9 protein-coding genes are annotated in these 12,700 nt (G+C 54.9%); 3 read left to right on the plus strand and 6 right to left on the minus strand.

The annotated features are described in order from the left end of the window. Window positions 1–67 precede the first annotated feature (67 nt). On the plus strand, window positions 68–829 hold the full coding sequence (locus GN208_RS14565; protein WP_004235232.1) for a hypothetical protein: 762 nt from the start codon (window positions 68–70) through the stop codon (window positions 827–829). A gap of 40 nt (window positions 830–869) precedes the next feature. Here the strand turns inward: GN208_RS14565 and baeR are convergent, their stop codons facing one another. Genes baeR through GN208_RS14590 form a run of 5 tightly spaced genes read right to left on the minus strand, consistent with a single transcriptional unit; the run spans window position 870 to window position 10,408 of the window. Further along, on the minus strand, window positions 870–1,589 hold the full coding sequence (gene baeR / locus GN208_RS14570) for a two-component system response regulator BaeR (protein WP_004235233.1): 720 nt from the start codon (window positions 1,587–1,589) through the stop codon (window positions 870–872). Between the two features lie 14 nt (window positions 1,590–1,603). Further along, window positions 1,604–2,965, minus strand: coding sequence for a two-component system sensor histidine kinase BaeS (gene baeS, locus GN208_RS14575; protein ID WP_004235234.1), 1,362 nt, complete (start codon window positions 2,963–2,965; stop codon window positions 1,604–1,606). Beyond that, entirely contained in the window at window positions 2,962–6,054 is a 3,093-nt protein-coding gene (gene mdtC / locus GN208_RS14580; protein WP_243828464.1) for a multidrug efflux RND transporter permease subunit MdtC, read from the minus strand. Before mdtC ends, baeS begins: the two co-directional genes overlap by 4 nt. Further along, window positions 6,051–9,191 (minus strand): MdtB/MuxB family multidrug efflux RND transporter permease subunit, encoded by a 3,141-nt coding sequence (locus tag GN208_RS14585; protein ID WP_004235236.1) that lies wholly within the window; start codon window positions 9,189–9,191, stop codon window positions 6,051–6,053. Before GN208_RS14585 ends, mdtC begins: the two co-directional genes overlap by 4 nt. Continuing rightward, window positions 9,191–10,408 (minus strand): MdtA/MuxA family multidrug efflux RND transporter periplasmic adaptor subunit, encoded by a 1,218-nt coding sequence (locus GN208_RS14590; RefSeq protein WP_004235238.1) that lies wholly within the window; start codon window positions 10,406–10,408, stop codon window positions 9,191–9,193. Before GN208_RS14590 ends, GN208_RS14585 begins: the two co-directional genes overlap by 1 nt. Before the next feature lie 286 nt (window positions 10,409–10,694). Between GN208_RS14590 and GN208_RS14595 the strand changes: the two genes are divergently transcribed. Beyond that, a complete protein-coding gene (locus GN208_RS14595) occupies window positions 10,695–11,054 on the plus strand; it encodes a hypothetical protein (protein ID WP_004235239.1) in 360 nt (119 codons plus the stop codon). Window positions 11,055–11,103: 49 nt separating this feature from the next. Here GN208_RS14595 and phoC read toward each other — a convergent pair whose 3' ends face one another. Further along, window positions 11,104–11,853, minus strand: coding sequence for an acid phosphatase PhoC (phoC, locus tag GN208_RS14600; RefSeq protein ID WP_004235240.1), 750 nt, complete (start codon window positions 11,851–11,853; stop codon window positions 11,104–11,106). 401 nt (window positions 11,854–12,254) lie between these two features. On the opposite strand from phoC, the gene GN208_RS14605 reads away from it, so the two are divergent. Continuing rightward, the gene (locus GN208_RS14605) at window positions 12,255–12,677 is read left to right on the plus strand and encodes a DoxX family protein (RefSeq protein ID WP_004235241.1); all 423 of its coding nucleotides are present in this window, start codon (window positions 12,255–12,257) and stop codon (window positions 12,675–12,677) included. The last annotated feature ends 23 nt before the right edge of the window (window positions 12,678–12,700 follow it).

Raw genomic sequence — 12,700 nt, forward strand, 5'->3', positions numbered from 1 at the left:
ATTCAGTTGCGCGGCGGATAATTTCTGCCGCACTATCATTTACTATAGCCTGTTACAGCGTGGATACATGGAAAAACGTCATATTGCAGTCTGGATCGGTTTGGTTCTTAACCTGATTTTCCTGGGGATTATCTCCTATATTCCGTCGGCACTTGAGCCGTACCGGGATCAACTGGATTATCAGATGCAGCAGATGATTGAAGTCTTACCGTACGTGAAAATTCTGATGACCGGCGGGATGGCCGCACAGCTGGCCAGTCTGGCATTCTTGCGTAACCAGCCGAAACTGGGCCTGGTTCTCGCCATGATCGGCGGTATTATTTTTATTCCGCTGGGCTTTATCTTTATCGTCGGTTACCTCTACGACTACAACCGCGTGGTCTACCGTTCACTGAAAACCGTACCGAAACTGGCACAACTGCCGTTTGAGGTCCTGCTGAAATTTAATAAACAGCGCCAGATCAGCATGGCGGTGCTGTACGGAATACTCGGCGTGGCACTGCTGGTGTTCGGGATGGATATCGGCGGCATTATGGTCGCGGTGGCGATTGTGCTGGTGATTAACGCACGGCGTATCCAGTATTATCCGATGCTGGCGATTGCCGGTGATAACCTGCTGTTTACCCCGGGGCAGTACGCGGTCTGCTATGAAGCGCCGCTGAGTGCTTTCACTGTGATAACAGACAACCGCGCTGCGCTGAAACTGCATATCAGAACAGCAGAGCTGGATCGGACATTCCGTATTGCAAAAGCAGATTTATTACAGGATGAACAAAATACGCTTGATAAAATCCTGGCACGGCTGAAGCGTCCGTCCGTTATTCAGTAATCAGAGAAACAACAAACGGCGGATATTCCGCCGTTTTTTATCAGATAATGGTGGCGGCAATAATCTCTGCCGGACCGCCTTCCCAGCGGTAACCCAGCCCGTAGACGGAATGAATAAAATCGCGGTCACCGTCTAATTGTCCGAGCTTGCGGCGCAGATTTTTGATATGGCTGTCAATCGTGCGGTCAGTGACCACGCGGTAATCATCATACAGATTATCCAGCAACTGATTGCGTGACAGTACGGTGCCCGGCTGTGACACCATGGTGCGCAGCAGGCGGAATTCAACCTGAGTGAGATCCAGGCTTTGTGTCCCGAAACGCACCTGATAATTCACCTCATCAATAGTCAGGGTGTCACATTTATCCTCTGACGTATCGTTACTGCGCTGACAGCGGCGCAGAATGGTTTTGATCCGCGCCACCACCTCACGCGGACTGTAAGGCTTGCAGACATAATCATCCGCACCGATTTCCAGCCCCAGCAGGCGGTCAATCTCTTCGGTTTTGGCCGTGACCATCATGATGGGCACGTCACTGAACTGACGGATTTCACGGCAGAGTGTCAGGCCGTCTTTCTCCGGCAGCATCAGATCCAGCAAAATCAGATCCGGTTTATTTTCCTGCACCCAGGCCGTAACTTCGCCGCCGCGTGCCAGCCAGTGCGTGCGGTAATGGGCGGCGTGCAGGTAATCTGTCAGTAACTGAGCCAGTTTCGGCTCATCTTCCACAATAAGAATCAGTTCAGCATTTTGTTCCATGCAGTCAACTCCTGTCAGTCAGGGCGGGGCAGGATCAGAGTGATGGTCACGCCGCCGAGCGGGGACGCGGATGCACTTATCTGCCCGTGATGCGCTTCCGCGATTTTATCACAAATCGCAAGGCCGAGTCCGGATCCGCCGCTGGCCCGGTTGCGGGAGGATTCGCTGCGGTAGAAACGCTCAAAAATCTGTGAAAATTGTTCTTCAGTCAGCCCCGGTGCACTGTCTGACCAGTCGATGCGGATCTGTGTTTCATCCTGCCGCCCGCGTACCACAATCTGTCCGCCGCTGTCGGTGTAACGCAGGCTGTTTTCCAGAAGATTATGGAACAGCTGGCCGAGCCGCGCATCATCCCCGAAAATCATCAGGGTATCCGGCAGCTCCGTTGTGACGGAGAGACCTTTTTCCTGCAACCGGTGGCGGAATACGCCGATAGACCGGCTGATCACATCGGTCAGATTGCATAACTCTTTGCGGTAAGAGAGTGAGCCGCGATCGGATAATGACAGCTGATGCAGGTCGCTGACCAGTTTTGTCAGAGTCTGCACTTCCGCCAGCAGAGACGCGAGGGTTTCCGGTGTCGGCTGGCGGATCCCGTCCTGAAGAGCTTCCAGTTCACCCTGTAACACCGCCAGCGGAGTACGCAGTTCGTGTGAGACATCCGCCATATAGTCGCGGCGCATCAGCTCATTTTTCTCCAGCGCGGAAGCGAGCTGATTAAAGTCATTGGCCAGCTGCGCGATTTCATCTTTGCCGTGAACCGGCACGCGGCTGCTGAAATTACCCGCTGCCAGCTGATGTGTGCCTTCTGCCAGCCGTTTGACCGGACGCAGGAAGCCGCGCGTCAGCAGCCAGGTGACTACCAGAGTCACCAGCAGCACCAGCGCCGAGACTATCCAGCTGGTGCGTGCCTGCTGATGTGAAAAGCTCTGGTCGGCGGCACGGTTGATATTGTCATCCGCCGGCATCACCACCCAGCCGACGATATTATCATTGTATTTTACCGGTTTGCGGTAGAGTTCGCCGGGGGGGACCGGGCCGTGCCCGAACAGGCGGCGGTCATCCTCATCCAGCAGCCAGAAACGCATTTTCCAGCCGCGCTCCATATGCTCCATATGGCGGTCGGTATCCAGCGCCCGCAGTGCCTGCATAAAACCGCGCTGATTATTGCGCAGAAAATACCAGCTGCCGTAATCGGCATATTGTTCAGCGACAACATCGGCGATCATCTCCGTCCGGTCTTCGGCGGAGCGCTGAAGATAGCCGAGAAAGCCCTGCTCAAAACTGAAACGGATAGCCAGATGCATGGTCAGCACCACCAGCATACAGGTGGCAAAAATGGCGAGAAACAGTTTGTGACCTATTCCGGTTTTCATGCATTTCCCTCCGTACTGATAACGGATTGCCCGGCGGATTCTCCGGTTTTTTTGCGGCGCAGCCGGTCAAAGAACAGGTAAATCACCGGCGTGGTATAGAGTGTCAGGATCTGACTGACCAGCAACCCGCCGACCACGGTTATCCCGAGCGGCTGGCGCAGTTCCGCACCGTCTCCGCTGCCGAGCGCCAGCGGCAGCGCACCGAACAGGGCGGCCAGCGTGGTCATCAGGATCGGACGGAAGCGCAGAAGGCAGGCCTGGAAAATCGCATCCCGCGCACTTTGCCCGCCGCGCTGGGCGGCAATGGCGAAGTCCACCATAATAATGGCGTTTTTCTTCACGATCCCTATCAGCAGCATAATTCCTATCAGGGCGATCAGACTGAACGGCGTGTCAAAGAAGCGCAGCGCCAGCAATGCGCCGACCCCCGCTGAGGGCAGGGTGGATAAGATGGTCAGCGGATGAATAAAGCTCTCATACAGCATGCCGAGCACCAGATACACCGTGATAATGGCGGCGATAATCAGCAGCACCTGGGACTGTAATGTCTCCTGGAACAGCTGCGCGGTTCCGGCAAAGGTACCGCGCACCCCGGACGGCACACCCAGCTCCACCATAGTGCGTTCGACCGCCGCCACTGCGTCTGACAGGGAATAGCCTTCCGCCACGTTAAAGCCGATCGTCGAGGCCGCTGACAATCCCTGATGGTTAACACTCAGCGGCGCATTCGCCGGACGCCATTGTGCGAAATACGCCAGCGGAACCGGTTGTCCCTCTTTATTGATGACAAACATTTTATCCAGCGCGCTGACATCCTGGGTATATTGCGGCGCGACTTCCATCACCACTTTATACTGGTTCAGCGGCTCATAAATGGTGGAGATCTGCCGCTGACCGAAGGCGTTATTCAGCAGGTTATTGGCATCATTAACACTGATGCCGAGCTGCGCCATCACATCACGGTCATAGGTCAGCGCCATCTCCGCGCCTTTATCTTCTTTATCCGAGTTTACATCGGTCAGCTGCGGCAGTTCGCCGAGCGCCTTGCGGATTTTCGGCTCCCATTCACGCAGCAGGGATAAATCATCCGCCAGCAGGGAGTACTGATAACTGGAGTTAGACTCTCGGCCACCCACGCGCACATCCTGCACCGGGATCAGAAACAGATTGGCACCCGGTTCATCCGCGAGAGTGACGCGCAGCCTGTTAATGACATCCTGGGCGCTGTCTGTCCGCTCATCCAGCGGATTGAGCGAGATAAACATAAATCCGCTGTTCACCCGTCCGCCGCCGGTAAAACCGGTGACACTGGCGACATCTTTATCACTGTGAATGCGCTGCATAAAGGTGCGCATTTTCTGCTCCATCGACTGGAACGAAATGCTCTGATCAGCGCGGACAAAGCCCAGCAGCCGCCCGGTATCCTGATCCGGGAAAAAGGTTTTCGGCACAGAAATATAAAGCCAGACCGCGAGAGCAATGGTGCCGGTGAAAATCAGCAGCACCCAGCGGCTGTGTGCCAGCACCACGGTCAGGCTGCGCCCGTACCATTGCTGGATGCGGAACAGGATCCGGCCTGCACCACGTTTACGCTCCCGTGCCGGTGCTGCGCGGTTTTTCAGCAGATGAGCACAAAGCATCGGGGTGAGTGTCAGCGAGATCACCAGTGAGATAGCAATGGCGGTGGTCAGGGTGATGGCAAATTCGCGGAACAGCCGCCCGACGAGGCCATCCATCAGCAGCAGCGGAATAAACACCGCCACCAGCGAGATACTCATGGAAAGCACGGTAAACCCGACTTCGCTGACCCCCTTGAGCGCCGCTTCTTTCGGTTTCAGGCCGTTTTCAATATGACGGGCGATATTCTCCAGCACCACAATCGCATCATCCACCACAAAGCCGGTAGCGACGGTCAGGGCCATCAGTGACAGGTTATTGAGGCTGAACCCGCACAGATACATGGCACTGAAGGTGCCGATAAGAGAAACCGGCACGGCCAGCGCCGGGATAATAGTGGCGCGTCCGGAACGCAGAAACAGGAACACCACCAGGATCACCAGCCCCACCGCAATGGTCAGTGCGCGTTCCACTTCGGTCAGTGAGGCGCGGATGGTGGGTGTGCGATCCTGGGCAACCTGCAGATCCACACTGGCGGGAATGGTATCCTGCAATACCGGCAGTTGTTCGCGGATACGGGCCACGGTGGCGATAATATTGGCACCGGCTTCACGGCGGATCACCAGCAAGATAGCGGGCTTGCCGTTGCTCATCCCGGCGGCGCGGACGTTTTGTACCGAGTCTTTCACGGTGGCGACATCGGCCAGCCGTACCGCCGCGCCGTCATTGTAATGCACAATCAGCGGACGATAATCCTCCGCCGTTTTCAGTTCACTGTTACTGTCAATCTGCCAGCGGCGTTCATTGTCAGATACCGAGCCCTGCGGACGCAGCACATTGGCATCGCTGATTGCTTTGCGCACACTGTCGAGGGAAACCCCCTGGTTAAACAGCTGTGACGGATTAAGCTCCACCCGCACGGCAGGCAGCGAGCCGCCGCCGACCGAAACCTCACTCACGCCCTCAATCTGTGACAGGCGCAGTGCCAGCCGGGTGGAGGCGATATCATAGAGTTTGCCGGTATCGAGGGTGTCCGATGTCAGCGTCAGTATCATAATCGGCGCATCGGACGGGTTGGATTTATAGTAACGCGGCCGCGACGGCATCCCGGACGGCAGCAGGTTCTGCGCGGCATTGAGAGCCGCCTGCACATCGCGGGCGGCGCCGTTGATGTCGCGGTTAAGCTCAAATTCCAGGGTAATACTGGTACTGCCGAGGGAACTGGAGGAGGTCATTTCCGATACCCCGGCTATCTGCCCGAGCGAGCGTTCCAGCGGTGTGGCGACAGACGATGCCATCGTTTCCGGCGAGGCACCCGGCAGTGATGCCGTGATATTAATCACCGGATAATCCACCTGCGGCAACGGTGCCACCGGCAGGAACAGGAAGCTGATCGCCCCGCACAGAGTGATGGCGAGGCTTATCAGCGTCGTGGCTACCGGACGGGCGATAAACAGGGCGAACAGCCTCATGATGAGGCTCCCGTGTTGTCACTTTCCGGGGTAAACCGGGCGTTATCGCGCCAGTGAGACAGGCGGTCAAACAGCAGGTAAATCACCGGGGTGGTAAAGAGGGTCAGGATCTGGCTCATAATCAGCCCGCCGACCATACAGACCCCCAGCGGCTGACGCAGCTCGGCACCGACCCCGGTACTGAGCATCAGCGGTACTGCACCGAACAGCGCGGCCATGGTGGTCATCAGGATCGGGCGGAAACGCAGAAGACATGCCTGATAAATCGCATCATACGGTGACAGCCCCTGTTCGCGCTCTGCCGCAAGGGCGAAGTCAATCATCATAATGGCGTTTTTCTTCACAATCCCGATCAGCAGAATAATACCGATAATCGCGATCACATCCAGCTCATTACCCGCCATAATCAGTGCCAGCAGGGCACCGACCCCGGCAGTGGGCAGGGTGGAGAGGATAGTAATCGGGTGAATAAAACTCTCATACAGAATGCCGAGCACAATATACATCGCCACGACAGCGGCAAGGATCAGCCACAGGGTGTTGGACAGGGCATTTTCAAAGGCGAGAGTGGCACCCTGGAATTGTGTGGTGATATCCTTCGGCAGGCCGATACGCTGCTCCGCTGATTTCACCGCATTCACAGCCGCTTCCAGTGAACCGCCCGCCGGGATATTAAAGGAGAAGGTGGCGGACGGGAACTGAGCCAGATGATTGATCGCCAGCGGCCCGAAACGCTGCGAAACGGTGGCAAAGGCCGATAACGGCACGGAGTTGCCGTCTTTGTTGGTCAGACGGATGCTGCTGAGGGCATCCGCGCCCGGTGTCAGCGCGGTGTTATTTTCCAGCACCACGCGGTACTGGCTGGCCTGGGTATAAATAGTGGAGATCAGCCGCTGACCGAACGCATTGTACAGCGCGTTATCAATGTTGGTCATGGTCAGCCCCAGCCGTGACGCGGTGTCGCGATCAATATCGATATAGGCAACCAGTCCTTTGTTCTGCCAGTCATTGCCGGTGTCGGTCAGGGCATCACTGCTCTCTAATTCTGTCATCAGACGAGGCACCCACAGATCCAGCTCCTCCAGGGAATTCGCCTGTAAGGTAAACTGATACTGCGTGCGGGAGGTCTGGGTATCAATTGTCAGATCCTGAGACGGCTGGAGGTATAGTTTCACGCCGGGCAGGGAATCAGCTTTCTCCTGCAACCGCGTGATGATAGCTTCCGCGCGGTCAGTCCGCTCAGACAGCGGTTTCAGGGTGATTTGCAGACGGCCGGTGTTCAGTGTGGCATTGCTGCCGTCGATACCGGCAAAGGCGGCGATATTGGCAACCGCCGGGTCATCCGCCAGCAGACGGCTGACCGCCTGCTGTTTCTCACTCATAGCCTGAAACGACACAGACTGCGGCGCTTCCAGCGTGCCCTGAATCAGTCCGTTATCCTGGATCGGGAAAAAGCCTTTCGGAATAAACAGATAGAGCATGACGGTGATCGCCATGGTACTGAACGCAACCCCGAGTGTCAGCCACTGATGGCGCAGCACCCATGTCAGCCAGCGGCCGTAACCGGCAATCACCCGCTCAAAAAAGCGTTCAGTGGCGCGGTTAAAGCGGTTATGACGGTGAGCGGATTCAGGTTTCAGGAACCGGGCGCACATCATCGGTGTCAGTGTCAGTGACACCACACCGGAAATCAGGATCGCCACCGCAAGGGTGATGGCAAACTCACGGAACAGGCGGCCGACGATATCCCCCATAAATAACAGAGGGATTAATACGGCAATCAGCGAGAAGGTCAGTGAGATAATGGTAAAGCCAATCTCACCGGCACCTTTCAGGGCAGCGGTCAGCGGCTTGTCGCCTTTTTCCAGATAGCGGGCGATGTTTTCCACCACCACAATTGCATCATCCACCACAAACCCGGTGGCGATAGTCAGTGCCATCAGTGTCAGGTTATTGACGGAAAAGCCACAGAAATACATCACCGCGAACGTACCGACCAGCGAGAGCGGTACTGCCACTCCCGGGATCAGGGTCGCGGCCATATTGCGCAGGAACAGATACATCACCATGATCACCAGCGCAATCGCAAGGAACAGTTCAAACTGCACATCTTTGACCGAGGCGCGGATAGCATCTGTCCGGTCAGTCAGAACCGTTACGGTGACGGATTCCGGCAGGGTTTCCACCAGCTCCGGGATCAGAGCACGGATGGTATCGGTGGTGGAAATCACGTTTGCGCCGGGCTGGCGCTGCACATTAATGACAATGGCCTGTTTATCATTAACCCAGGCACCCAGCTGAGTGTTTTCCGGTCCTTCCTGTACGGTTGCCACATCCCGCAAACGGATCGGGGCATTGTTTTTGTAGCTGACAATCAGGTTCTGATAATCTTCCGCCGATTTCATCTGGTCGTTAGCGGACAGCGTTACCGAACGCGCCGGGCCGTCGAGGCTCCCTTTGGCGGAGTTGACGTTGGCGTTGTTAATTGCGGTGCGGATAGTTTCGCTGTCCAGCCCGTAAGCGGCGACAGCATTGGCATTTAACTGCACCCGCACGGCAGGGCGCTGGCCGCCCGCGAGTGTTACCAGCCCGACCCCTTCCACCTGGGAGATTTTTTGGGCGATGCGGTTCTCCACCATATCCTGTAACCGCGTCATCGGCATGGCATCGGAAGTAACGGCAAGGGTCAGTACCGGCGGATCCGCCGGGTTCACTTTGCTGTAAATCGGCGGATAAGGCAGATCATTCGGCAGCAGATTGGTTGCCGCGTTGATGGATGCCTGCACTTCCTGCACCGCCACATCAAGCGGCAGGGAGAGCTGGAACATCAGGGTAATAACAGAGGCACCGCCCGAGCTTTGCGACGACATCTGTTTCAGTCCGGACATCTGCCCGAACTGGCGCTCCAGCGGCGCGGTCACGGCGGAGGTCATCACATCCGGACTGGCACCGGGATAGAGTGTCACCACGCGGATAGTCGGGTAATCCACTTCCGGCAGCGATGAAACCGGCAGCATACGGTAGCCGACAATCCCCGCCAGCAGGATCGCCAGCATAAACAGGCTGGTGGCGACCGGACGCAGAATAAACAGGCGGGACGGGCCGCCGGCACGGGTTTCAGGATTGTTTCCGGACATCAGGCCTTATCTCCGGCTGCGGCTTTTTTCTCACCGGACACCACTTCCACCTGCGCGCCGTCAGTCAGACGGTCGATTCCGTCTGTCACCAGGGTATCACCGGCGCTGACGCCGCTTTTGATCACCACGCGTTCCGGGGTCTGTAATTCCACATCCACAATCTGTTTGCGGACTTTATTTTCGGCTTCCAGCAGCCAGACATAATTGCCTTCCGTTCCCATCTGCAGTGCAGCATTCGGGATCACCACCGCATTCTCCAGCTGGCCGACCTGCAGCAGCACATTGACAAACTGGTTCGGGAACAGCAGGTCATCATCATTGGTAAACCGTGCTTTGGCTTTTACTGTGCCGGTGGCGGCATCTATCTGGTTATCCAGTGTCAGCAGTTTGCCTTGTGCCAGACGGATGCTGTTATCTTTGCTCAGCGCGGTGACCGTGAGTTCCGGCATAGTGCGCTGCGCCATGCGGATCAGCGGAATATCATTTTCCGGGACGGTAAACAGCACATCGGCAGGGGCGGTCTGGTTGATCACCACCAGCGGCATGGCAGTCCCGGCGGTAATAAAGTTGCCGGTATCCACCTGACGCAGACCCATTTTTCCGCTGATAGGCGCGGTGATGCGGCTGTAGGTCAGTTGCAGTTTCGCGCTGTCGATAGCGGCCTGATCCACCTTAATACCGGCTTCCGCCGATTTGACGGTTGCCTGCTGGGTATCCAGCTCCTGTTGCGAAATCACATTAGTGGCCGCGAGTTTCTGATAGCGGCTCAGGTCACGGCGGGCATTGGCGAGCGTAGCCTGATCTTTGGCGAGCTGTCCCTGAGCCTGGGCCAGTTGGATCTCAAACGGACGCGGGTCGATGGTGAACAGCAAATCACCGGCATTCACTTTCTGACCTTCCTCAAAATGGATTTGCATCAGCTGGCCTTCCACGCGGCTGGTCACCGTCACGGAATTGGCCGCCTGCACAGTACCGAGAGCTGACAAGGTACGGGGAATGGTCTCCGAAACGGCTTTGGCTACCTGCACCGGTGCCAGCGGCAGGCGGCCGGGACGGTTGCTGTTTTTGCCTGCGGAAGCCCCCGGTTTTCCGGCAGCGGGCGGGGTGGCCGGTGCCGCAGAGTTAAAGTAATGATAGGTACCGTAACCGGCTGCGCCCAGAAGGAGAACGGCAATCGTAATGCCTGTGCGTTTCTTTCTCTTTTGTACATTATTCATTATGGGATTACTCATCATTCCTTTTTACCCGGTACTGCCGGGGTACGCGTAAGGGCACAAAACAGCCTGAAATATGATGGGGATAGTGTACCGGTAAATCTGATCGTAAAAATGGAAGAATTGTGAAAATAACGTTGATACAGGTAAATATACGTGGTTTCAGCGGAGTCTGCCTTTATGTCAGCCACTTTCTCATCCCTTAAGGAAATATTACCGGTGCGGTTTACTCAGTTTATGATGTGCAGTAATATTACGCATTCTTAACAAGCTGATAATACACACTATAATGATGAAAAACAGACTTATTCTTGTCTCTGCACTGCTGCTGTCCGGTTGTTCTTCTGTCTGGGTGGAAGTTCCGGGCGGCTCTGAATACACACGGGCAGAGGCAAATGCTTTCTGTGAACCGGAATCACATAAGCTTTATCCGGTGAAAAATGAAGTTGCTCAGCGCAGTGTGATGCGGGATGTGGAGAAACGCTGCAAAAAAGACGATGACTGCGGTAACAGCAAAACCTACAAAGAGCAGACACCGGTAACGGAAAGTTATGTGATGGATGTGAATGAAGACAGCCGCAACCGCTATTTCTACAGCTGCATGAAAACAAAAGGCTGGGATCGGGAAGACCGCTGGATGTGGGAATAAACAGGGATTTCAGGGCAGATATTGCACTGCCCTGACCAGATATCACTGCTTATTTCTGTGATTTTTGTGCAAATTCCTGTTTGGCTTTCGCTAACTGCGCCTGAAATGCCGGATCGGAATGTAATGTCGCGACAGCGGCTGAACCGACAATCCGCGCGGCATCCACATCACTCTGCCAGTGATAGCCGCAAATCACCCGGCTCTGTCCGAGCTGATAACCCCGTTCCAGAATCGCATCCTGATTTGCCGGGTTCACTTCCGCCAGCACCAGTGCGGTTGCCCAGCCGATAGACGTATGACCTGACGGGTAAGATCCGTTGGTGGAGAGTTTTTTCTGATCTTTGGTATTACAGGTTTCTGTGCCGTAAAACGCAAACGGCCGGATGCGCATGTAATGTTCTTTGGCGGAGCGGGTGGCAAGATCACCGGCATCCTCAATCATATTGGTCAGCAGTTTATACAGCTCCGGAGAGTCTTTTTCGGTTATCGGATAGCCGAATGCCCCTGAAAATGCGGTTGCCACACCCCCTGCGGCCAGGTCAGCATCTGCCTGTGCCTGTTTTCCGCGCTCGGTATTGCGCAGCATACGGCCTTTCTCATACATTGCCTGATCATTTAAAAACTGAATACTGCCGACTTCCGGCGGTGGCGGTAACAGTTTCAGGCTGTCGATAGCCTGTTCATTTTTCAGATAATATAAATCCGGCTTGGTGGTGGCATCGTTGCCCGCCGGGATCGCGGCCAGCGCGGAAAGGGAAAACAGTGAGAACAGACAACCGGCGATAATATTCTTCTTCATGACATCTCCTTATCAGATACAACAGTATTACTCAGAAACCTGTCTGCCAGTGTAGGGCGGAGAGATGCAAATTGATGTTAACTCTTTCAAAAAAGTGTGACGAAACAGACGGAAGACAGGTAAGTATTTTTGATGATGATTTTCAGATAATTTGACAGAAACAGCATGGCTTTTGTTAACGAACGGATAAATAAGACCTGACCGATAGTATTGAAAAAGATAACACACAGATATTATAAGAAAATATAAAGCATTGGGTTTTGTTTTTGCCAGCATATTCTTAACAATTAAAATGAATGAAATTTTCCGGAATTCACTGTCACTGAATGTTGCCGCTACCGCTTTGCGTATCACTGCGTATACTCACAATGAGTAAGATTCTCATTCAACAGGGGTATATTATGACAGGTCTAATCAACAGGCTGTTATCACACGACGATGCAGGGAAATTATTACTGCGGCTGGCGGTCGGCGGATTAATGTTGTTTCATGGTATCGGTAAATTACTCACCGGTGCGGCGGGGATAAAAGGGCTGCTGGCCTCTTTCGGGTTACCGGAGTTTATTGCTTACGGTACCTATTTCGGGGAAATTGTCGCGCCGGTCTTTATTATCCTCGGCATTCTGACCCGTCCGTCCGCATTGCTGGTGTCTTTTACCATGGTCGTTGCCTGGCTGATGATCGGGGTAAATAAAACCTTTATGCTGGATCCGACAGGGGCGTGGGCGATTGAAAGCCTGATGTATTTCTTTATCAGCGGTATTGCACTGGCCTTTATCGGCCCGGGTAAATATTCGGTAATGAAAAACCCTGCCTGGCGCTGATTCGGAAGACGGAAAAGAAAAAG

The organism is Morganella sp. HSTU-ASny43 (assembly GCF_022819185.1).
Lineage (GTDB): Bacteria > Pseudomonadota > Gammaproteobacteria > Enterobacterales > Enterobacteriaceae > Morganella > Morganella morganii.